General features: G+C 69.5%; 14 protein-coding genes. 5 read left to right on the top strand and 9 right to left on the bottom strand.

Annotated elements, in window-relative coordinates; translation table 11 throughout:
* Window positions 1-9 precede the first annotated feature (9 nt).
* From ACQP2F_RS13240 to ACQP2F_RS13220, 5 genes are read right to left on the bottom strand one after another with little or no spacing between them, the layout of a single operon-like run.
* Window positions 10-2,427: a ricin-type beta-trefoil lectin domain protein gene (locus ACQP2F_RS13240; RefSeq protein WP_433303864.1), complete on the bottom strand. Its 2,418-nt coding sequence runs from the start codon at window positions 2,425-2,427 to the stop codon at window positions 10-12.
* A gap of 21 nt (window positions 2,428-2,448) precedes the next feature.
* Entirely contained in the window at window positions 2,449-4,425 is a 1,977-nt protein-coding gene (locus ACQP2F_RS13235; RefSeq protein ID WP_433303862.1) for an alpha-L-fucosidase, read from the bottom strand.
* A gap of 13 nt (window positions 4,426-4,438) precedes the next feature.
* Window positions 4,439-5,896, bottom strand: coding sequence for an arabinofuranosidase catalytic domain-containing protein (locus ACQP2F_RS13230; protein ID WP_433303860.1), 1,458 nt, complete (start codon window positions 5,894-5,896; stop codon window positions 4,439-4,441).
* 25 nt (window positions 5,897-5,921) lie between these two features.
* A complete protein-coding gene (locus ACQP2F_RS13225) occupies window positions 5,922-7,754 on the bottom strand; it encodes a family 43 glycosylhydrolase (protein WP_433303858.1) in 1,833 nt (610 codons plus the stop codon).
* A 23-nt stretch (window positions 7,755-7,777) separates the two neighbouring features.
* Window positions 7,778-8,881 carry an RICIN domain-containing protein gene (locus ACQP2F_RS13220; RefSeq protein ID WP_433303856.1) on the bottom strand — a complete coding sequence of 368 codons (1,104 nt, stop codon included), beginning with the start codon at window positions 8,879-8,881 and terminating at the stop codon, window positions 7,778-7,780.
* A gap of 469 nt (window positions 8,882-9,350) precedes the next feature.
* On the opposite strand from ACQP2F_RS13220, the gene ACQP2F_RS13215 reads away from it, so the two are divergent.
* Both ACQP2F_RS13215 and ACQP2F_RS13210 read left to right on the top strand, forming a co-directional pair.
* On the top strand, window positions 9,351-10,799 hold the full coding sequence (locus tag ACQP2F_RS13215) for a non-reducing end alpha-L-arabinofuranosidase family hydrolase (RefSeq protein WP_433307475.1): 1,449 nt from the start codon (window positions 9,351-9,353) through the stop codon (window positions 10,797-10,799).
* A gap of 210 nt (window positions 10,800-11,009) precedes the next feature.
* A complete protein-coding gene (locus tag ACQP2F_RS13210; protein ID WP_433303854.1) occupies window positions 11,010-12,473 on the top strand; it encodes a sigma-70 family RNA polymerase sigma factor in 1,464 nt (487 codons plus the stop codon).
* 41 nt (window positions 12,474-12,514) lie between these two features.
* On the opposite strand, the gene ACQP2F_RS13205 is transcribed toward ACQP2F_RS13210, so the two are convergent.
* Window positions 12,515-13,171, bottom strand: coding sequence for a TetR/AcrR family transcriptional regulator (locus ACQP2F_RS13205; protein WP_433303852.1), 657 nt, complete (start codon window positions 13,169-13,171; stop codon window positions 12,515-12,517).
* A 58-nt stretch (window positions 13,172-13,229) separates the two neighbouring features.
* Here ACQP2F_RS13205 and ACQP2F_RS13200 point away from each other — a divergent pair, with 58 nt between their 5' ends.
* Window positions 13,230-14,060: an SDR family NAD(P)-dependent oxidoreductase gene (locus ACQP2F_RS13200; protein ID WP_433303850.1), complete on the top strand. Its 831-nt coding sequence runs from the start codon at window positions 13,230-13,232 to the stop codon at window positions 14,058-14,060.
* Between the two features lie 40 nt (window positions 14,061-14,100).
* On the top strand, window positions 14,101-14,415 hold the full coding sequence (locus ACQP2F_RS13195) for a nuclear transport factor 2 family protein (protein WP_433307473.1): 315 nt from the start codon (window positions 14,101-14,103) through the stop codon (window positions 14,413-14,415).
* 90 nt (window positions 14,416-14,505) lie between these two features.
* On the opposite strand, the gene ACQP2F_RS13190 is transcribed toward ACQP2F_RS13195, so the two are convergent.
* The 3 genes from ACQP2F_RS13190 to ACQP2F_RS13180 all read right to left on the bottom strand — a co-directional run bounded on the left by ACQP2F_RS13190 (window position 14,506) and on the right by ACQP2F_RS13180 (window position 19,223).
* Complete coding sequence (locus ACQP2F_RS13190) at window positions 14,506-15,768, bottom strand: cellulose binding domain-containing protein (RefSeq protein WP_433303848.1); 1,263 nt, start codon at window positions 15,766-15,768, stop codon at window positions 14,506-14,508.
* A 14-nt stretch (window positions 15,769-15,782) separates the two neighbouring features.
* Window positions 15,783-17,789, bottom strand: coding sequence for a family 43 glycosylhydrolase (locus tag ACQP2F_RS13185; protein ID WP_433303847.1), 2,007 nt, complete (start codon window positions 17,787-17,789; stop codon window positions 15,783-15,785).
* Between the two features lie 72 nt (window positions 17,790-17,861).
* A complete protein-coding gene (locus ACQP2F_RS13180; RefSeq protein WP_433303845.1) occupies window positions 17,862-19,223 on the bottom strand; it encodes an endo-1,4-beta-xylanase in 1,362 nt (453 codons plus the stop codon).
* A 604-nt stretch (window positions 19,224-19,827) separates the two neighbouring features.
* Here ACQP2F_RS13180 and ACQP2F_RS13175 point away from each other — a divergent pair.
* Window positions 19,828-21,312 (top strand): endo-1,4-beta-xylanase, encoded by a 1,485-nt coding sequence (locus tag ACQP2F_RS13175; RefSeq protein ID WP_433303843.1) that lies wholly within the window; start codon window positions 19,828-19,830, stop codon window positions 21,310-21,312.
* Window positions 21,313-21,500 lie beyond the last annotated feature (188 nt).

Here is a 21,500-nt window from a genome sequence, read left to right as displayed (position 1 = left end):
ATCGGCCGGTCAGGAGCGGATCCACTGCTGGTTGCTGCCGCCGTTGCACGTCCACAGCTCGACCGCCGCGCCGTTGGTGGTCGCCGCGCCGGTCACGTCGAGGCAGAGGCCGGACTGCACGCCGGTGATGGTGCCGTCCGGGTTGACCCGCCATTGCTGGTTGGCCGCGCCGGTGCAGGACCAGATCCGGATCCGGGCCCCGGCCGCGGTGCCCGGCGCGTCGAGGCACTTGTTCCCGTACACGCTGAGCTGGTTGCCCGACGTCAGCGTCCAGCGCTGGTTGGCGCCGCCGTTGCAGTCCCAGATCTGCACCACGGCCCCGTCGGCCTGGCTCTGCCCGTTGACGTCCAGGCACCGGTTGGAGCCGGCGCCGCGGATCTCCCCGGTGGGGCCGGTGCCACCGCCGAGCGGGGTGATGGACAGGTTGTCGAACTGCGCCGTCACGCCCTGGCCGGTGGCGTAGCCGACCTGCCCGGCCACCCACGCGGAGTCCGGCACGCTGCCCAGCGTGGCGCCGTCGAGGGTGGCGGTCAGGGTGCTGCCGTTCAGCGTCAGCGCCAGCTGGTGCCAGCGGCCGGTGCCCAGGGCGGTCGTGGTGCCGGAGGCCAGGGTCCGCTGGGTGCCGCTGGTGTTGTTGCTGCGGATCGACCAGGCTCCGTTGTCGGCCACCCGCAGGTAGTACGCGTTGAGGTTCTGCGGCCCCTCATGGTTGTAGTTGGTGGCCCGGCCGATGAGCTGGGCGTAGCCGGCCTTCTCCAGCATGACGTCGGTGGAGACCGTGTAGTTGCGCCAGGTCAGGTCGCCGAGCAGCGTGAACGGCTCGGCGTGGCCGGAGGTCCAGAAGATCGGCGTCTGCTCCGACATCTGGCGTACGCATTGACCGGTCCGCCCGCCACCGCAGGCCACCGTCTCGAACGAGCCCTGGTGGTCCATGAGGTACTTGGCTTCCCGGCCGGCCGGGTAACCGTCGAAGGTGTCGGCGTACGGCAGGGCCAGGTTGCCCTGCGCCGGGCTGCTCGCGCTCCCCTTGCCCTGACCGGTGGTGGTCGTGACGCTGTAGACGTACCCGGGCTGGACCGTCAGCGAGAACGACCCGTTGACCGGCGTGATGTCGCTGCGCCGGACGAAGTAGTCGGCGGCGTTGCTCGACCGGACGTTCGTCGACCACACGTGCACCGTTCCGGTCGACAGTCCACCGGTGACGTTGAAGGTCAGGTCCTGGGCCGAGGTGGCGTCCATCGTCTCGATGATCGTGCTGTAGTCGCTGTTGTTCGGCGACTTCAGCGAGACATAGCTGCCGTTGCTCTTGCTGCCGTTGAGATAGCCGGAGGCGCCGTCCAGGTAGCGCCAGCCGGGGGCGGTGAACTGGGTGGTCTGGGCCATGACCCAGGTGCTCTTGCCGATCGAGTAGTAGCCCGACCACGGTTGCGGCGCCACCGCCACGCCCGTGGTCCCCCACGGGACGTTCGGGGTGATCGCGGCGATGACCGGCCAGTTGAGGTACGCGGTCATCTTGCCGTCGATGTAGTCGCGGTTGATGCCGCGGGCCAGTGCCGGCGCGCCGGCGTTGTAGTCGTCGGAGCCGTTCTCGCTGGCCCACAGCGTCTTGCCGGAGCTCACCGCATTCGCCGAACTGGGGCAGTCGGTCTGCGCGCTGCGGTAACCGCACACGTAGTGGCTGCCGAAGACCGAAATGGCATTGCCGAACGCGCTGTCGCGCTGGGCGTCGTCGGCGACGCCCCAGCCGAACTCATCCGACGCGACGATCTTCACGTTGGGGTAGCCGCGGGAGTTCAGCGCCGAGCGCAGGTTCTTGTACCAGGTCAGATCCCGGCCGCGCTCGTTCCAGCCGCCGAGGTAGTCGATGGTCAACCCGTGGGCGGTGGCGCAGCCCAGCCACGCGATCAGGTAGTCGATCGAGTCGCTGGACCAGAAGTTGCCGTTGCCGATCCAGCCCGGTGCGCCCCAGGACAGCCCGACGAGCTTGATGTTGGGGTTGCGCGCCTTCGCCTGGCCCATCAGCCACCATTCGTAGCCGCGGTCGCAGTTGACGCTGCCCCGGATGTGCTCGTGGCTGGGTTCGGCGCCGGAGGTCGAGTTGGTGTCCCCGCCGATCTCCACCTTCATGATCTGCATGGCCGCGCCGTAGCCCGGCTTGAACAGGTAGTCGAGGATGTCGCTGCGTTGCGGCTCCGGATAGTCGACCAGCAGGCGGCTGTTGCCACCGCCGCCGCTGATCGCCCCGACGCCGTCGAACACCCGGCCGCCGGAGCCGCCGTTGACGGTGATCGTCGCCGCCGCCCGGGCCGCCGCGGGAAACGCGACGAGCGCTCCCGCCACCGCCAGCAGTATGGCGGCCGCAGCCGCCCAGCCCCGCGACGGCCGCGCCGAGCGCCGTCTCCCGACTTCTTCATCGCGTGTTGTCATAGCTCGGTTCCCCTTTGCCCGTCAGATCGCGGCGATCGTCCACTGCAGGTTGGTGCTGGAGTCGGGCGCCCACAGCTTCACCGGCGCGCCGACCGTGGCGACCCCGCCGCTGTCGAGGGCCGTGCCGGTGCCGCGGTTGATGACCTGGTAGCGGCCGCCGCCCATGTCGTTGAGCCGCCACTGCTGGTTGTTCCCGCCGTTCCAGGTGCTCTCGATCGCGAGCGCGCCGTTGGCGGTGCTGCCGCCGCTGTCCGCGACCAGCCCGTTGGTGCGGTTCACGATGCGGTACCAGCCGCTGCCCAGGGCCACCAGCTGCCATTGCAGATTGGTGCTGCCGTCGTAGTTCCACTGCTTGAGCCGTGAACCGGAGGCGACATTGCCGCCGCCGTCCAGCACCAGGCCGGTGGACACATTCGTGAACCGCGCCCAGCCGGTGGGCAGGCCGCCGCTCCCCGAGCCGAGTGCCGGGATGGCGCCGGAGAAGGTCAGTTTCAGGACGTACGCCGGGGCGCTGTACGGCGTGGACGGCAGGCTCACGTGCAACCCCCCGCTGTCCTGCGTCCGGGTGGGCAGATCGATATAGGTGCCGGCAGTGGTGCCCAGCAGCTGGACCGAGGTCAGGGTGCCGAGGTCGATCCGGGACGAGGCGAGCGTCCCGATCGTCGCGGTGCCGCCGGGCCAGCCGAGGAACGTCGCGTACAGGATGCGGTTGTCCTTGCTCCGGGTGAAGCGGATGTCCTGCGCGGTGCCGGTCCGCGGGGTCTGGAACGTGCCGCCGCCCATCTGCGTGGGTCCCTCGCCGTAGGCGGTCCAGGCCCGGGTGGCGTAGATGGACTCGCCGAAGCGGCGCAGGTAGTCGCCGATGCCGCGGAGGATGCTCTGCTGCCCGGACGGGATCGTGCCGTCGGCCATCGGCGCGATGTTGAGGACCATGGTGCCGTTCTTGCTGACCCGGTCGATCAGCGCGTGCAGCAGCGCGTTGGTCGGGTAGTAGCCGATGCCGTTCGTGTAACACCAGCTCGAGCTGCTGATGCTGTCGTCGGTGAGCCAGTACGGCGTCTGGATGCCGGCCGGGCCGCCCCGCTCGAAGTCGAAGACCTCGCCGCGGTTGTTGAAGCCGTCCTTGTAGGTGGCGACGACCTCGCGGTCCCAGGCGACCGCGCGGTTGTAGTAGTAGGCCAGGAAGTCCAGCCGCCGGGACTCGGGCAGCTGGGTCAGGTTGAAGTCCTGCCAGAGCAGGTCGGGCTGGTACCCGTCGACGATCTCGCGCAGCTTGTCGTACCAGAGCTGCTGCTCGGCGGCCGCGCCCAGCTGGCCGTAGAGCTTCTTCAGCGAGGCGTCGGACTGGGCCGGCACCCATTGGTAGTAGCCGGTGAAGTTGTACGCGTGGTGCATGGCGACCATGAGCTTGAGCCCCTTGCCGCGGATGGCGTCGGCGTGCAGCCGCAGCAGGTCCAGTCGCGGCCCGCGGGCGACCGAGTTCCACTCGTTGACGCTGCTGTTCCACATCGAGAAGCCGTCGTGGTGCTCGGCGACCGGTCCGGCGAACCGCGCGCCGGCGTCGACGAACAGCTGCGCCCAGGCGTTCGGGTCGAAGGCGCCGCCGGCCGAGGCGAGCTTCGGGGCGAACTGCACCCAGTTGCCGGCCTTGTCGCGGGCGCCGTTGATGAAGTTGTGGTACGGCCACGCCGACGGGTCGCCGTACACGGCCTTGTGATGGTTGTTCTCGTTCGAGCCGTTGTTGTACATGTTGCGCGGGTACCACTCGTTGCCGAAGGCGGGAACGCTGAACGCTCCCCAGTGGTAGTAGATGCCGAACTTGGCGTCCTGGAACCAGTCCGGCGCCGGGGGATGCTGGTCGACCGACGACCAGGAGGCGGTGTAGGCGGACGGGCCGGGGATGGCGGCGAAGGCGGGTCCGGTGCGCAGCAGCCCGGCTCCGCCGACCGCCGCGCCGGCGGCCAGGAACGAGCGCCGGGTCCATCGTGAAGGGGACATGGGATCACTCCTGTCAGCGGTAGCCGGCGGCGACGATGTTGGCGTGGACGGCGTTCTCGGTCGCGTCCGACGGGTAGCCGGCGACCATCGCGCCCTCGTAGAAGGTCCCGGCGCTCAGGTTCGCCCCGCCGCCGGGCTTGCAGCAGTCACCGCCGCTGCCGAGCACGATCGCGCCCTGCTTCTTCATCGGGTTGTATCCGGACGGCAGGGCGCCGTCCCAGAGCGTCACGAGGCTGCCGGACTGCGCGTCGCTGCCCTTGATCGCGAAGCGGGAGGTTCCGTTGTTCTTGAGCGTGGCCGTCACGAACTTGCTGGTGAAGGCCCGCTGGTTCGGGTTCCACGAGGTGCTGCCGCCGGGGAACAGACCCCACTCGAGGTCGGCCTGCACCCACGGGCCGGTGCCGGAGCAGCCGCCGAACCAGCACTGCTTGCCGAAGTTGATCGCGTCCATCGCGCCCGCGGCGTCGGCCGTGCGGGTCGTCTCGCTGTTGCCGTAGTCGAAGCAGCAGCCGCTGTTGACGTGGGTGCCGCTGGTGACCATGTACATGCCCTCGGGCGCGCTTCCGGTCGGCACGCCGGTCAGGTGCCCGTCCCGCCAGTAGCTGTTGCCGGGGTTGATGTAGAGCGAGTACGCCTTGGCGCCGCCGATGCTCAGCGACTCGGTCGTGGCGACGGCGGGCTTGCTCTGCGACGAGCCGGGGACCACCGAGGACCCCTGGTACCACAGGTCGTTGCCGTGGCCGGACTGGTCGTACACCACGGTGACCACGCAGGTCGTGCCGGCGCAGAAGGCGTCCTGCCCGGCGGCGTCGGCCGCGCCGCCGCCGAGGGTGGCGATGTTCCTCGTGGCGTTGTCCGAGGCGCGCCGGACCTGGTAGAGGTTGCCGCGATAGGAGCCGTAGAGCGCCCGGACGGTGCTGTGCGCGGCGACGCACGGGGTGCCTCCGCTGGCGTAGATGTCGCAGGGGCCCCCGGCCGCTGTCGAGGTGGCCTGGCTCCACCGCTGGTTGGCCTGGCCGTTGCATGCCCACAAGATGATCTTCGTGCCGGCGGCGGTGGCCGCTCCGGTGGCGTCCAGGCACAGCCCGGACTGCACGCCGGTGATGGTGCCGTCGGCGTTGACGTTCCACTGCTGGTTGGTCTGGCCGTTGCAGTCCCAGATGACGGCAGCGGTGCCGTTGGCGGTGCCCCGGCCGTACGCGTCCAGGCACTTGGTGCCGTACAGCGTGAGCTGCTTGCCGCTGGTGTAGGTCCAGGACTGGCCGGCGGCACCGGAGCAGTCGCCGAGCTGGGTCTGTGTGCCGTTGGTGGTGCCGGAGCCCGGGACCTCGATGCAGCGTCCCGAGGCGGCGCCGACGATGCGGGTGGGTGTGCCGACGACGGCGGCCGCCGCGGCCTGCTGGGTGACGGTGACGACGGTGGCCGCGAGAGCGAGGATCAGCGCGGCGCCGCGAAGCCGAGAACGGATCATGGGGATTCCTCAGGGGATGCGGTCGCTAGCGGAGCGAGACGTCGTCGAGGTAGTAGCCGTCGGTGCCGGCGTCGGTCTCGACGTAGAAGGTGGCGTTCGACAGGGTCCCGCTCCACGACACGGTGGCCGTGCCGGAAAGCTGGGTCCATCCGCCGGTGTTGACCGCGGTCGAGGGGGCCAGCGAGAGGTAGCTGGTGGTGCCGTTGGCGGTGATCGCCAGCGTGGCGCGGACCGAAGGCGTCCCGCTCTGGCTGCGGACCCAGGCGGTGGTGGTGTACGTCTTGCCGTTCGTCAGGCGGGAAGTGACGTCCTGCGCGATGCCGTTCCACGAGGCCGTCCGGCCGGTGATCGCCAGTGACCGCGTGCCGCCGTGCGCGACGCTGGTGCTCGACGTCAGCGTGCCGGCGCCGAAGACCCGCCAGCCGGCGGTGCCGTCCTCGGTGGTTCCGTTGGTGATCGCGTCGGTGGTCGTGGTCGTGCCCCCGGCGAACTGCCACCAGTTCACGTTGAACAGCGAGCCGCTGCCGCCGGTGAACCGCAGGTACAGGTCTTGGGTGCCGGTGGCGCCGGCGACCGGGCAGGTGACGGTCGTCCAGGTCTGCCAGCCGCCGGTGCCGGGGACCGCGCAGGTGCCGACGACGGTGCCGTTGACGCCGCCGAGCCGCAGCTCGATCGTGCCACCGGAGGCGGCCGATGCGACCCGGGCCGAGAACGATGTCGCCCCGCCGCCGAACGCGACCCCTTTGACCTTGATGTAGTCGCCGTTGTCGATGTAGCCGACGTTCATGCCTCCTTCGGAGGCGGGCTCGGTCTCCACCCCGCTCTCCCACGCGATGGTCTCGGCCTCCTGGCGGACGTACGGGTTGAGCGTCCCGTTCTGCGGAGCGCCGGCCGTGGTCATGGTGATCGCCGGGATCGTGCCGTCGGCGTTGTAGCTGAACTTCTCGACCGCCACCGAGCGGGTGTAGCCGCCGCCGCCGGGCAGGGCCCCGTTGTGGTAGAAGAAGTACGACCCGCCGTTGAAGTCGATCACGCCGGGGTGGTTGGTGAAGCTGCTGCCCTGGGTCGGCATGATCGTGCCGCGGTACGTCCACGGCCCGGTCGGCCCCGGCGCGGTCGAGTAGGCGATGAACTCCGAGCAGCACTTGGCCGCGAAGACGATGTAGTACAGGCCGTTGCGCTTGTAGACCCACGGCCCCTCTTCGAACAGGGTGGGCCGGTTGGCGTCCCCGGTACGGGTGCCGAAGCCGGCGGTGGTGAGCGGGATCTTCGTGGGGCTGCCCGAGTACGAGATCATGTCGGCGTTGAGCCGGACGTACCAGAGGTCGGGGTTCCCCCAGTACAGGTAGGCCTGGCCGTCGTCGTCGACGAACACGGTCGGGTCGATCTGGCCGTTGCTGACCAGGGGATGCCCGAGCGCGTCGGTGAACGGCCCGGTCGGGCTGCTCGAGACGGCCACGCCGATGCCCATCTGACCGGTGGCGCGCACGGTCATCGGGACGTACCAGTAGAACTTGCCGTTGCGGTAGATCGTCTGGCCGGCCCAGGCGTTGGCGCTGGCCCAGGAGAAGCTGGCCAGGTTCAGCGGCGAGCCGTGGTCGGTCCAGTTGACCATGTCGGCCGACGACCAGACCCGCCACTCCTTCATCGTGAAGTAGGTCGAGTTGTCCTCGTCGTGCCCGGTGTAGAGGTAGACGCGGCCGTTGTAGACCAGCGGGGCCGGGTCGGCGGTGTAGATGGTCTGCACGATCGGGTTGTCGGCGCGGGCGGCGGCCGGGGCCACCAGGGCGACGACGCACAGCACCGCCGCGGCCACGAGGCCGCGCAGCGATGCCCTGGGGATGAGGGGGGAGCGCACGGGAACTCCTTGGGGGAAGAGGATCAGGCGCGGGACCACCGCTGGTTGGCGGCGGCGGTGCAGGTCCACAGGACGACCTGGGTGCCGTTGGCGGTGCCGTTGCCGCTGACGTCGAGACAGAGGCCGGACTGAGCGTTGCTGATCGTGCCGTTGGCGTTGAGGTTCCATCGCTGGTTGACGCCGCCGTGGCAGTCCCACAGCTGCGCCTTGGCGCCGGCGGTGGCGTTGGTCGGTGAGTCCAGGCACTTGCCGAGGGACTGCAGGGTCTGTCCGGTGACGGTCCAGCGCTGGTTGGCGCTGCCGTGGCAATCCCAGATGACCGGCTGGGTGCCGTTCGCCGTGCTGCTGCCCGGCACGTCGAGGCAGCGGCCGGAGGCGGCGCTGACCAGGGATCCGTCGCCACCGGTCGATCCGGGCGTGCCGATCGCGCCGGGAATGGCCAGCAGCGCCGAGTACCAGACGGCGGCCATCTTGTCGTAGCCGGTGGCGGTGGGGTGGATGCCGTCGATGAGGTCCGCAGTGGTCAGCGCGGCGTGCATGTCCACCAGGTGAACCCGTTTGCCGGCGTTCACCTTGGCCTGCACGATGCCGGGAACGGCGGCGTTGAACGTGCGTGCCGCCGCCTCCTGGCTCGCCGAGCTCAGCGGGATGATGGTGGCCACCAGCACGTCCGCGGCCGGCGCCGCCGCCGTGATGTGGTCGATGAGGGTGGACAGGCGGTTCGGCGCGCCCGCGAGGTTGTAGTTCTGCAGCACGTCGTTGGTGCCGATGTGCAGCAGGACCGTCCGCGGCGTGGCGCCGGCCAGCCAGCCGTTGATGTTGGCGTCGATCTGGTCGATCCGCCACCCGGGATGGCCCTCGTGGTCGTGGTCGCCGAGCGCGGCCGGCCCGTTGAACTGGGTGCCGACCAGATCCACCCGGTAACCGGCGGCGGCCATCCGTTGCCACAGGCCGATGCGGTAGCCGCCGGGCACCTGGGTGCCCTCGGTGATGGAGTCGCCCAGCGGCATGACCCGTACGCCGCCGTTCGACTCCGCCGACGCGCCGGTGGCCGGGACGGCGATGCCGGCCGCCAGGACCATCGCGCCGAGCACCGCGGTCGTCAGCGACCGTCCTTTTCTCCACACGGAGACCACTCCTTTCCCGTCCGCCGCCGGAAAGGCGGTGTTAGCGATAACAGCCACTCCGATGCGTTAAGTCGGTCGGAGCGTGACGATGCGAGCGTTAACAGCCCGATTCGAGAGGTTGCCAGATTGTTTCCGCACCTTCAAGTGGCGATCCTCGATGGAATAAGGTCCCCGGCCCGGCGATGTATCGTTTCAGAGGCCGGTTACCACGCACATTAGCTGGTCAGCACCCCTGCCCAGACGGCCGCGCAACACGTGCGGATTCGCACGGTGGCGCAAAGAAGGAGCCGGCGCAGCGCGCCGACTTTATCGTCGGCGTGGCGATAACGAGTTTTCAGCAGCGATCTGCACCCATTTCTTGTTGACGACAAAGTTGTGAAGGTTAACATCGATAATGCGCAATAACGGCTGATCAATATGGAGGACGTACGTGGAAACAACCCCCAGCCGACGCCGCCGATGGCCGGCGATGGCGGCCGCGGCCCTGACCGCCCTGGCCGGTGGCGTGTTCGCGATCGTGACCGCGCCCGCGGCCTCGGCCGCGACCATCGACACCGGCGCCTGGTACGTACTGGTCAACCGCAACAGCGGCAAGGCGCTCGACGTGTACAACCTGGCCACGAACGACGGGGCCCGGATCACGCAGTGGAGCCGCAACGACCAGAGCCAGCAGCAGTGGCAGTTCGTGGACTCCGGCGGGGGCTACTACCGGCTCCGGTCACGTCTGTCCGGCAAGGTCCTCGACGTCTACAACTGGTCGACCGCCGACGGCGGCTCGATCGTCCAGTGGACCGACAACAACGCCGCCAACCAGCAGTTCAGCATCCAGGACATCGACGGCTACGTGCAGCTGATCAACCGCAACAGCGGCAAGGCGGTCGAGGTGCAGGGCGCGTCCACCGCCGACGGCGGCAACATCGTCCAGTACGCCGACTGGAACGGCGCCAACCAGCAATGGCAGCTCGTCCGGGCCGGCGACACCACCCCGACGACCACGCCGACCGGCGGCAGCTGCACGCTCCCGTCGACGTACCGCTGGAGCTCGACCGGTCCGCTGGCGAACCCGAAGTCGGGCTGGGCCTCGCTCAAGGACTTCACCGCCGTCCCCTACAACGGTGGCCACCTGGTCTACGCGACGACCCATGACAACGGATCCACGTGGGGCTCGATGAACTTCGGCGTCTTCACCAACTGGTCCGACATGGGCTCGGCCGCCCAGAACGGGATGAGCCAGGGCACCGTGGCGCCCACGCTGTTCTACTTCGCGCCCAAGAACATCTGGGTCCTGGCGCATCAGTGGGGTCCGACCGCCTTCTCGTACCGGACCTCGAGCAACCCGGCCAACGCCAACGGCTGGTCCTCGCCGCAACCGCTGTTCACCGGCAGCATCTCCGGCTCCGGCACCGGCCCGATCGACCAGACCCTGATCGGCGACGGCCAGAACATGTACCTGTTCTTCGCCGGCGACAACGGCAAGATCTACCGGGCCAGCATGCCGATCGGCAACTTCCCCGGCAGCTTCGGCTCGAACTACACCACCATCATGAGCGACACCACGAACAACTTGTTCGAAGCACCCCAGGTCTACAAGGTGCAGGGCCAGAACCAGTACCTGATGATCGTCGAGGCGATCGGCAGCCAGGGCCGCTACTTCCGCTCCTTCACCGCCACCAGCCTCGGCGGATCGTGGACGCCGCAGGCGGCCAGCGAGAGCAACCCGTTCGCCGGCAAGGCCAACAGCGGCGCCACCTGGACCAACGACATCAGCCACGGCGACCTGGTCCGGGCCACCGCCGACCAGACCATGACCGTCGACCCCTGCAACCTGCAACTGCTCTACCAGGGCCGCGCCACCAACTCAGGCGGCGACTACGGGCTGCTGCCGTACCGGCCCGCGGTGCTGACGCGCCAGCGGTGACGGTCTGACCCGTCCCGCCTCGCTCCCGGCCGTCCCGTCGTGCCACCGACGGGGCGGCCGGGTTCCGCCGGCGAGACGTCCGGACCGTGGATTGAAACGTATCTGCCGAGGTCAGACGCAACTATCGTCTTGAATGTGGGTGGCGGCACTCATAGCATGTGGACGCGGATTGTGAGCGTTCACTTTCCTTGCCGAAGTCAGGACATCGCGTTGGAACAGCCGAATCCCGGCCCCGAGGAGGCCCTCGTCGCCGCCGCCCGCGGCGGCGACCGGGACGCGCTGGACGAGCTGATCCGCCGAAGCCTGCCCCTGGTCTACAACCTCGTCCGGCGGGCCATGCCGGGCGATCCGGCCGCCGACGACGTCGTGCAGGACGTGCTGGTGCGCGCCATGCGGCAGATCGCGGACCTGCGGTCGGCGAGCAGCTTCCGGCCGTGGCTGACCGCGATCGCCGTACGCCAGATCGGTACCCACCTGGCCCGGGCGGACGTGGCGGCCCGACGCGTCGCACCGCTGGACGCGGCGTTCGGCCGGCCCGACGCCGGGTCCGAGGTGGAGGGTCCGGCCCTGCTCCGGGTCGAGCTGTCGGCCCAGCGCCAGCAGGTCGGGCACGCGCTGCGCTGGATGGGCCCGGACGAGCGCACGGCGTTCTCGCTGTGGTGGCTCGAGATGACCGGCGAGCTGACCCGGGCCGAGGTGGCCGCCGCCCTCGGGACCAGCGTCGCCCACGCCGGCGTGCGCATGCAGCGGATGCGCGAGCAGCTGGAGGCGAGCCGGCAGATCGTCGCCGCGCTGGAGGCGATGCCGGGCTGCGACGAGCTCGGCGACGTCGCGGCCGAGTGGGACGGGGCACCGAGCCCGTACTGGCGCAAGCGCCTGGCCCGGCACGTCCAGTCGTGCCCGGTCTGCGCCCGCGCCGCCGGCCGCCTGCTGCCCACCGACCGCCTGCTGATCGGGCTGCTCCTGCTCCCGGTCCCGGCCGCGATCGGCGCCGGGGCGGCCAAGGCGCTCGGGATCGGCGCGGCCGCCGGCACGGGCATCAAGGTGGCGTCGGAGGCCGCCTCGTGGGTGGGCCGCGCGATCCAGGCGGCGGCGACGCATCCGGTGGCGGCCACGATCACCGCCGGCGTGCTGGCCGTCGGCGTCACCGTGCCCACCACCGGGTGGACCGTGTCCGGGCCGCAGCCGCCGGCGCGCAACGGCGTGACGGTGTCGGCGGCCCCGCCCTCGACCGGCGGCCTCGCGGCCGGCCGGGTGTCGCTGGAGTCGGCTGCGGCGCCCGGGCAGTACGTCGCCGTCGCCGGTGACTTCGGCGTGCTGACGCCGCTGGGCCCGGCGAGCAGCCCGGCCGCGCGGGAACGGGCCGGCCTTCGGGTCGTGGCCGGTCTCGCCGACGCGTCGTGCTTCTCGTTCCGCCGCCCGGACGGCCGATACGTGCGGCACTCCTCGTTCCGCCTGCGGCTGAGCCCGGACGAGAAGACCGTCCTGTTCCGCCGGGACGCCACCTTCTGCGCCCGGGCCGGCTTCCTCCGCGGCTCGCTGTCGCTCGAGTCGTTCAACTACCGCAACTTCTTCGTCCGCCACGTCGGCGATCAGATGTGGATCGACCAGTACGACGGCAGCGCCGGCTTCCGCGCCGACAGCTCGTTCTTCATCCGCCCCCCGTTGGGCTGAGTGGCTGTCTTCGAACCGGTTTCGCAGCCGGCGCCGATGCGCTAGCGGGCCAGGCGCTCCAGCAGCTCGCCGAGCAGTCCGCGCTCGCCGGGGGTGAGGTCGCCCGGGTCGTCGTCGACCAGCGCACGCAACGTCAGTGCGGCGCTTGCCCGGGTCGCGGTGGCGTCGGCCGAGGGCGTGTGCAGGACTCCGGCCAGCGCGGCCTCGCGGACGCGTCGGGACAGCCCGAAGTCCGGCTCGGGCTGGCTGATCAAGGTGAGCGTGACGCCGACGTTCGCGGCGAACAGCTGTTCGGCGGCGTCGTCCGCCGGCACTTTGAGCAGGCCCCGGGTCGCTGCGGCGGTGAACCGCTCGCGCAACGCGGCGTGCGCGGGAGCGGTGACGGCGCAGGGCTTTCCCGGCTCGGCACGGCCGTAGAGCAGCCCGTAGAAGGACGGATGCTCCAGCCCGAACTGCACGTGTCGGTCCCAGCCTTTGCGCAGGTCGTCCAGCGGGTCGCCGGAGTCCTCGATCGCCGTGTACTGGGTGAACCCGTGGTTCGCCACAGCGTCGATCAGGCCCTGTTTGCTGCCGAAGTGGTGGTACAGCGTCGGGGCCTGCACCCCGGCGCGTTCGCACACCGCCCTCGTGGACACCGTTGCGCCGCTCTCCAGCAACTCGGCTGCGGCAAGGAGGAGTCGATCCCGTGCGTTCTGCATGCTTGCTACAGTAGCGCATGTAGCGCTACATTGCCTTCTATAGCGGAAGGAGAAGTCCATGAGGACTTGGTTCATCACCGGTGGGACGCCCGGAGGATTCGGCCTGGCCTATGCCGAGGCCGCACTGGAGCGGGGAGATCAGGTTGTGGTGACCGCGCGCCGCCCGGCTGAACTGCGGGAATGGGCTGAACCACACGGTGACCGCGTCCTGGTTCTCGCGCTCGATGTCACCGATGCCGACCAGGTGCGCACGGCGGTCAGGACGGCAGAGGAACGGTTCGGCGGAATCGACGTGCTGGTCAACAGCGCGGGCCGTGGCTGGTACGGCTCGATCGAGGGCGCCCCCGACGAGACGATCCGCCGCACGTTCGACCTCAACCTGTTCGCCGTCGTCGACGTGATCCGCGCGGTCCTGCCGGGTATGCGGGCACGCGGCGACGGCTGGATCGTGAACATGTCCTCGGTGGCCGGCCTCGTCGGCGCACAAGGGTTCGGCTACTACGCGGCAGCGAAGTTCGCGATCGAAGGACTGTCGGAGACACTGCGCCAGGAGGTCGAGCCGTTCGGTGTGCGCGTGCTCGTCGTCGAGCCGGGAGCCTTCCGCACCAGCGCCTTCTCCTACTTCCGGAACGAGCCCGTCAACGAGACCGTCGACGCCTACGTGCCGATGGTCGAGGCCGTCAAGGCGGCGTTCGTGGACGCCGACGGCAAGCAGGCGGGTGACCCGGTCCGGGGCGTGCAGGCCGTGATCAGCGCGATGAACGCACCCGTTCCACCGCACCGGGTCGTCCTCGGCAACGCCGGCTACGACGTCGTCGTCGCGATGCACGAGAACGCACTCGCGGAGCTGCGCGCGAACGAAAAGCTTTCCCGCAGCGCGGACTTCTGAGCCCGCTTCCCACCAGAGACCGGAGACCGAGAATGAACGAATCACTCTGCCCAAGGCCGTCGACAACTTCATCGCGGCCACCAACGCGCACGACGCGAACGCGCTGGCCGCGGTTCTCGGCCACGGGGCCACCGTGCGCGATGACGGGAAGACCTGGGCCGGCGAGGCCGAGATCCGCGAGTGGATCCAGGGGCATCTGATCAGTCCCCAGATCGTGCTCTCGCCGACCTCGTTCGCGGACGACCGGCTCGTCGCCTCCGGCGACGGTGAGTTCCCCGGCGGGCCTTTGTCCTTCGCCTTCGTGTTCGGCATCAAGGACGACCAGATCACCGACCTCGCGATCGAGCCCGTTTGACGAGACCGGCGCGGAGGGACCGCACACGGTGAAGGGGTGCCGCCGGACGGTCCGGCGGCACCCCTCATCCCCCCTGCGCGCACGGCCTCGTCAAGATGCCGCTGTGCAGGTCGGTGCCGGCACGATGTTGGTACCGTTCCACGTGCCGAGGAACCCGAACGTGGTGGAGGCCCCGGCGGCGAGGCTGCCGTTCCACGTCTCGTTCGTGACGTTCTGCGTGCCGCCACTGGCCGTGTTGCGGCCGCCCCAGATCTGCGTGATCGTCTGGCCGTTGGCGAAGGTCCAGCTCACCCGCCACCCGGTGAGGGCCGCGGCGCCGGCCGTCACGACGACCTCGGCCTGGAACCCGCCCTGCCACTGGCCGGTGACCCGGTATGCGGCGGTGCACGCGCCGGGCGGCGGGGGTGAGGTCGGCGTCGACGGCGAGGTCGGCGTCGACGGCGTCACCGGGGACGACGGCGTGGCCGGGGAGGTCGGCGTCGTGCTGGGCAGCTGCGAGAAGAACTTCCAGATCTCGCCGCCCACCCAGGTACGAGCGCCGCTCGTCGACGTGGTGCCGTCGACCGGCTCGGGGGTGTGGTCGCCGTCGAAGGCCGCCCACTCGACCGGATAGCCGGCGCGGCACCCGGCGTACGCGGTGACGATGTGCGTGAGGCTGCCCTGCGCCGGCTCCGGCGGGTTCTGCGGGGTGCATCCGTTGTTGCGCACGAAGGTGTCGCGGATCGAGCGGCCGAGCGAGATGTTCAGGACGCTGTCGTGGATGCCGTGGATGCCGAGGTAGGCCACCGGCTGGGTGCCCGGGCTGCAACCGCTGAGGTTGGCCCCGGAGAGCACCGCCACCGCCCGGAAGACCGTGGGCCGGGCGCACGCGACGGCGTAGCTCATCGAGCCGCCGTAGCTCCAGCCGAGGGCGAACAGCTGGGACGTGTCGACGCACAGGTCGCCCTCGATCAGCGAGGTCAGGTTGTCGACCAGGGTGAGGTCGCGGTTGCCGGTGTTGGCCCAGCCGTTGTCGATGCCCTGGGGCGCCACCAGGATCGCCGAGTTGTTCGACAACGCCTGGAGCCCGTAGTAGCCGCCGCTCGCGACGTTGCTCGCGGTCCCGTTGAGCCAGTGGAACGCGAAGATCAGCTTGTACGTCCGGGCGCGGTCGTAGTTGTCCGGGATCCGGAGGATGTAGCTGCGGCTCTGGCCGCCGCTGGAGATGGTGCGGGTGCCGCTGGTGAGGGTCGGCGCCTTGCCGCAGCCGGCGGTGGTGGCCGCGTCGGCGGGCGCCGCGGTCATCACCGCCAGGGCCGCGGCGCCGGCCAGCACGGCCGCCGCCACTCCCCCGGCGAGTGCACGGATGGACATGGTGATTCCCCGATTCAGGAGACGGTGAACTGGTTGACGGTCACGGAGCCGCCGAGCGCGCTGGTGGCGTAGTTGAAGACGCCGAACCGGTAGCCCATGAAGAACTGCCAGTCGTTGTTGAGCGTGAACGCGGGCCCGAGCGGGGTGAAGGTGCTGCCGTTGGTGCTGTACGAGAAGGTGGCGGTCCGGCCGGAGCCGGGCTGGATGTTCGCCGACACCCGCAGCCAGATCCTCCCGCCGGACACCGCCGCGCCGGCCTGCTCGGCGCCGGTTCCGGTGGTGGTCCAGCCGCTGGTCGACATGGTCAGCCCGCTGGTCATCGACACCCGGGTGGCACCGTTGTCCTTGCGGATGCCGATCCACGCCGACTGGTCGCGCAGCATGGCGAGCCCGGCCCGGTCGCCGTTGGCCATGCCCGAGTAGTCGAGCTGGATCGTCGCCGTCGACGACGGGCCCTGGATGCGGCGGGTCAGCGTGTTCCGCGCGTTGTACAGGTCGTTGGTGACCGTGGCGGTGGACAGCCGCAGCCCGTTGCCGACGCTGACCTTGCTGGTGTCGGGATTGTGGTTCCACTCCCACTGCGGTCCGAGGGCGCCGCCGGTGAAGCTGTCCGGCCCGGTCATCGGGCTCAGCGGATGCCAGGGCAGGTTGGGCCGCGGATAGGTCGCGCCCCACCGGCCGTTGACGGTCTGCAGGACGGGCCAGCCGTCGCCGCTCCAGGTGATCGGCGCCAGCGTCGGCATCCGGCCGCCCGGGTACGCGTCGGTGAACGCCATGTACCACCAGTCGCCGTTCTGGGTCTGCACGAGCCCGCCCTGGTGCGGAACACCGCCGCCGGAGATCGGGCCGGGCAGGTTCAGCAGGACCTGGCGTTGCTCGTACGGGCCCCACGGGCTGGTCGAGCGCAGCACGTACTGGCCGTTGGCGGGACGGGTCAGCCAGATGTAGTAGTAGCTTCCCCGCTTGTACATCCGGGAGCCCTCGAGGGTGCCGATGCTCGACGGGGTGGTGTAGACGGTCTGCGACCGCACCTCGGCGGTCAGGTCGGAGGACAGCTGGGCGACGCTGATGGTGCTGTTGCCGTACGCGACATAGGGAGTGTCGTTGTCAAAGAGCAGGCCGGCGTCGTAGTAGCACTTGTTGATGCGCGCCTTCTTGGCCCAGCCCGCGGCGATGGACGTCGACGCGTACACGTAGGTGCGGTTGAACTCCGTGCACCCCAGCCAGTAGAAGGTGCTGTTGCTGGGCCGGTAGTTGAAGGCCGACGCCCAGATCCCCTTCACGTACGCCCGGCCGCCGCTGAGGTCGTAGGCGCTCGAGTCGAAGTCCAGCCGCGGCACCGAGTGTCCCGCGTACTCCCAGTTCACCAGGTCGTAGGAGCGCAGGATCGGCGCGCCCGGGGAGTAGTGCATGGTCGAGGCGGAGTAGTAGTACGCGTCGCCGACCCGGATGATGTCGCCGTCCGCGAAGTCCTGCCACACCACGGGATTGCTGAAGGACGACGGCGCGGGCGGGGTGGTGGCGGGGTCGGTCGGGGTCGGGGACGAGGTCGGGGATGGGGTCGGCGATGAGGTCGGCGATGAGGTCGGCGACGCGGTCGGGGACGAGGTCGGCGTCGTCGAGCCGGTGCAGGCCACCCCGTTGAGGCTGAACCCGGCCGGCGCCGGGTTGGCCGAGGTCCAGCTGCCGTTGAAGCCGAAGCTCGCGGTTCCGCCGGTGGCGATGGCGCCGTTGTAGGCGGCGTTCGTGACGGTCACCTGCGCGCCCGACTGGCTCACCGTGCCGTTCCAGAGCTGGGTCACGGTCTGCCCGGCGGTGTAGGTCCAGGACAGCCGCCACCCGTTGATCGGATCGCCGAGGTTGGTGATCGTCACGTCGGCGCCGAAGCCGCCCTGCCACTGGTTGGTCACGGTGTAGGTGACCTGGCATCCGGCGGCGGCCTCGGCGGTGGTGGCGACCGCGGCCAGGCCGGCGGTGACGGCGACCGTGAGGGCGGACGCCAGCCACGTCTGTCTCTTCATGCGGTGACTCCTCGTTCGGGGCGCCCTCCGGTCCGGGGAGGCCGGGCCGGAGGGCACGGGGAGAGTGGACGGCTAGCCGGCCGCGCAGGTGGGGGTCGCGGTGGGCCCGGCGCCGGTGCCCTGGAAGCCGAACTCGGTGTAGCCGCCGGCCGGGATCTGGCCGTTGTAGCTGACGTTGAGGAAGGCGACCGTGCCGGTCGTGCCGGTGTTGGTGGCGTTCCAGGTGCTGGTGACGGCGCTGCCGGACGGGAGGGCGAGGCTCACCGTCCAGCCGTTGACCGCGGCCGAGCCGGCGGTCACCCGGACGGTGGCGACGAAGCCGCCGTTCCACGAGTTGAGCGAGACCGAAGCGCCGCACGCGCCACCGGCCGGAGGCGTGGTCGGCCGGGACGTGGACGGCGAGGTGGCCGGCGTCGTCGGGTTGGTGGGGCCACCGGCGTTCAACGCGTTCAGCACCGAGGTGTACGCGGCCTTCTTGTTCCCGGAGTTGTCGAACAGCAGGGGGTTCTCACCCGTACGCCAGGAATCGCTGTCGCGGATGCCCCACACGGTGATGCCGCCGCAGCGGGAGACGGCCATGCAGGCCCGGGTCACGGTCGCGTAGATGTTCGCCTGGTTGCCGCCCTGCGCGACGTCGAGCTCGGTGATCTGCACCTCGACCCCGAGGTCGGCGAAGCGCTGCAGGTTGGCCTGGTAGTCGCCGGGGATGCCGGTGCCCAGATGCGACTGGAAGCCGACGCAGTCGATCGGCACGCCGCGGGACTTGAAGTCGCGGACCATGTTGTACACGCCGGTGCTCTTCGCGTTCACCCCGTCGGTGTTGTAGTCGTTGTAGCAGAGCTTCGCGTTCGGGTCGGCCGCGCGCGCGGCGCGGAACGCCACCTCGATCCAGTCGTTGCCGGTGCGCTGCAGGTTGGAGTCGCGCCGGCCGCCGCTGCCGCCGTCGGCGAAGGCCTCGTTCACCACGTCCCAGGCGTAGATCTTGCCCTTGTAGTGGGTGGCCACCTGGGTGACGTGGTTGATCGCGGCATTGCGCAGCGCGCTGCCGGAGAGTCCCTGCGCCCAGGACGGCTGCTGCGCATGCCAGAGCAGCGCGTGCCCGCGGATCTTGGCGCCCATCGAGATGCCCTGGTTGAGGATCCGGTCGCCGTTGGTGAAGGTGAACCGGCCCTGGGACGGCTCGGTGGCGTCCCACTTCATCTCGTTCTCCGGGGTCACGGCGTTGAACTCCCGGTTGAGGATGCCGGTGTAGGTGGCGTCGCCGAGCCGGCCGGCCGCGATCGCCGCGCCGAAGTACCGGCCGGTCTGGGCCGCCGACGCGCCGAGGGTGGAAGCGGCGTCCGCGGTGCCGATCACGGCCACGCTCGCCGCGACGACGACGCCGACCGCCGCGGTCGCGAGCAGGGCGAGACGACCATGCCTGGGGATGGACATGAGGGGGAACCTTTCGGGGATGGGGAATCCTTTTCCTACCGAATAGTTAACGTTAACAGCAGGGGTCATCGAATGCTACGGGAGCGCTCCCACGGATTCAAGCCTCTAGCGCTGATCGCTTATCACCGCAGGTCAAAGCCGTTCCCGAACGAGTTGAGCGGATCGTAACGATTTTTCAGTACGTCCTTTCCTCGCATCTCGGTGACACATTCGGCGGACGTCTCGCGAGCACGCGTGCACACCATTATCAACTGACTTCCATCGATGTGACCGCACGCTGTCGCTGTCTCATAACAAGAGTTCAGTAACAATTTTTGCCCTTTTTCGCAGAGTCCGGAGCGGCACCGAAAAAGCGGGCGACTTTACGACGCAACCTCCGAAAGTTTCGGTGCCAGCACGTGAAACGATGTTGCTCAGCGCAATCGAAGCAACCGCAGAATTCGGCTGCGATGACGGAAAGCGCAGGTCAGACGGCCGACGACCGCGCGCGACGCCGCTGACGCGTACCGGAGAACTTCCGGAAACTATTGTTTCGGCGTTGTTACCGTGCCAGCATGACGAGGCATTGAACCCCGTCGTTGACCGGCCGGAAAAGGAGGCCACTATGGCTGCCCGTCCCCCTCAGCCCTCCCCTGGCTTCTCGAGGAGGAGATCGTTACGCACCCGCTTGCTGATCGCCGGCGCCGTCTCCGCCGTCGCGGCCGCGGGCGTGGTGATGGTGATACCGGCCGCGAGCGCCGCCGCGAGCACCCTGGGCGCCGCCGCCGCGCAGTCCGGCCGCTACTTCGGTACCGCGATCGCCGCCGGCCGGTTGGGTGACTCGACCTACACCACGATCGCCGGGCGCGAGTTCAACATGGTCACGGCCGAGAACGAGATGAAGCCGGACGCGACCGAGCCCCAGCGCGGTCAGTTCAACTTCAGCTCCGGCGACCAGATCTACAACTGGGCGACCCAGCGCGGCATGAAGGTCCGCGGCCACACCCTGGCCTGGCACTCCCAGCAGCCCAGCTGGTGGGGTGGCCTGAGCGGCAGCAGCCTGCGGCAGGCGATGATCGACCACATCAACGGCGTGATGGCCCACTACAAGGGCAAGCTCGCCTACTGGGACGTGGTCAACGAGGCCTTCAACGAGGACGGCAGCCGGCGCAACTCCAACCTCCAGGCCACCGGCAACGACTGGATCGAGGTGGCGTTCCGGACCGCCCGCAACGCCGACCCGTCGGTCAAGCTCTGCTACAACGACTACAACATCGAGAACTGGTCCTACGGCAAGACGCAGGGCGTCTACCGCATGATCCAGGACTTCAAGTCCCGCGGCGTGCCGATCGACTGCGTGGGCCTGCAGACCCACTTCACCGGCGGCAGCTCGCTGCCCAGCAACTTCCAGACCACGCTGTCCAGCTTCGCCGCGCTCGGCGTCGATGTGGCGCTGACCGAGGTCGACGTCACCAACGCCTCGACCTCCCAGTACGCCGGGCTCACCCAGGCCTGCATGAACGTTCCCCGCTGCGTCGGCATCACCGTCTGGGGCGTACGCGACAGCGACTCCTGGCGTTCCAGCGAGAGCCCGCTGCTGTTCGACGGCGGCGGCAACAAGAAGGCCGCGTACACCTCGGTGCTCAATGCTCTCAACGCGGCCGGCCCGATCCAGACGACCTCGCCCACCCCCGGCGGGACCACCAGCTCGCCACCGCCCTCGACCCCGCCCGCCGGGTCGGGCCGGATCGTCGGCGCCCAGTCCGGCCGGTGCATCGACGTGCCGAACGCCTCGCACAACAACGGGACCCGGGTCCAGCTCTACGACTGCAACGGCCAGACCAACCAGGCCTGGACGCTCACCTCGAGCAAGCAGCTGACCGTCTACGGAAACATGTGCCTGGACGCCGCCGGCTCCGGCAACGCCTCGGCCGTACAGATCTACAGCTGCAACGGTCAGGCCAACCAGCAGTGGAACGTGAACTCCAACGGCACCATCACCGGCGTCCAGTCCGGACGGTGCCTGGACGTCTGGGGCACCGGTAACGGCCAGCAGGTCCAGATCTACGACTGCAACGGGCAGGCCAACCAGCGGTTCAGCCTGAGCTGACCCACGGAGAGAACCGGGCGGTGTGACGGCCACAGCCGTCACACCGCTTGGTCATGCGCCGCAACTTACGCGTCAACATGCAAGTTTTGGTCGGTCCACCGTAACGTTTCAATCACCCTATGTGCGGAATCGTTACCCGGCGTGTCCACTTCGCCCGAAGTCGAATCTTGACATGCACATGTCTCACT

The organism is Actinoplanes sp. CA-030573 (genome assembly GCF_050951115.1).
In the GTDB taxonomy this organism is placed as follows: Bacteria; Actinomycetota; Actinomycetes; order Mycobacteriales; family Micromonosporaceae; genus Actinoplanes.
Note: the sequence above shows the minus strand (reverse complement) of the source record. Positions and strands in the feature narration are given on the sequence as shown.

Bases quoted from the DNA above. Each gene is read 5' to 3' on its own strand.
- ACQP2F_RS13240 (WP_433303864.1), bottom strand. From the start codon at position 2,427: ATGACAACACGCGATGAAGAAGTCGGGAGACGGCGCTCGGCGCGGCCG.
- ACQP2F_RS13235 (WP_433303862.1), bottom strand. From the start codon at position 4,425: ATGTCCCCTTCACGATGGACCCGGCGCTCGTTCCTGGCCGCCGGCGCG.
- ACQP2F_RS13230 (WP_433303860.1), bottom strand. From the start codon at position 5,896: ATGATCCGTTCTCGGCTTCGCGGCGCCGCGCTGATCCTCGCTCTCGCG.
- ACQP2F_RS13215 (WP_433307475.1), top strand. From the start codon at position 9,351: ATGGCGGCCGCGGCCCTGACCGCCCTGGCCGGTGGCGTGTTCGCGATC.
- ACQP2F_RS13205 (WP_433303852.1), bottom strand. From the start codon at position 13,171: ATGCAGAACGCACGGGATCGACTCCTCCTTGCCGCAGCCGAGTTGCTG.
- ACQP2F_RS13200 (WP_433303850.1), top strand. From the start codon at position 13,230: ATGAGGACTTGGTTCATCACCGGTGGGACGCCCGGAGGATTCGGCCTG.
- ACQP2F_RS13190 (WP_433303848.1), bottom strand. From the start codon at position 15,768: ATGTCCATCCGTGCACTCGCCGGGGGAGTGGCGGCGGCCGTGCTGGCC.
- ACQP2F_RS13185 (WP_433303847.1), bottom strand. From the start codon at position 17,789: ATGAAGAGACAGACGTGGCTGGCGTCCGCCCTCACGGTCGCCGTCACC.
- ACQP2F_RS13180 (WP_433303845.1), bottom strand. From the start codon at position 19,223: ATGTCCATCCCCAGGCATGGTCGTCTCGCCCTGCTCGCGACCGCGGCG.
- ACQP2F_RS13175 (WP_433303843.1), top strand. From the start codon at position 19,828: ATGGCTGCCCGTCCCCCTCAGCCCTCCCCTGGCTTCTCGAGGAGGAGA.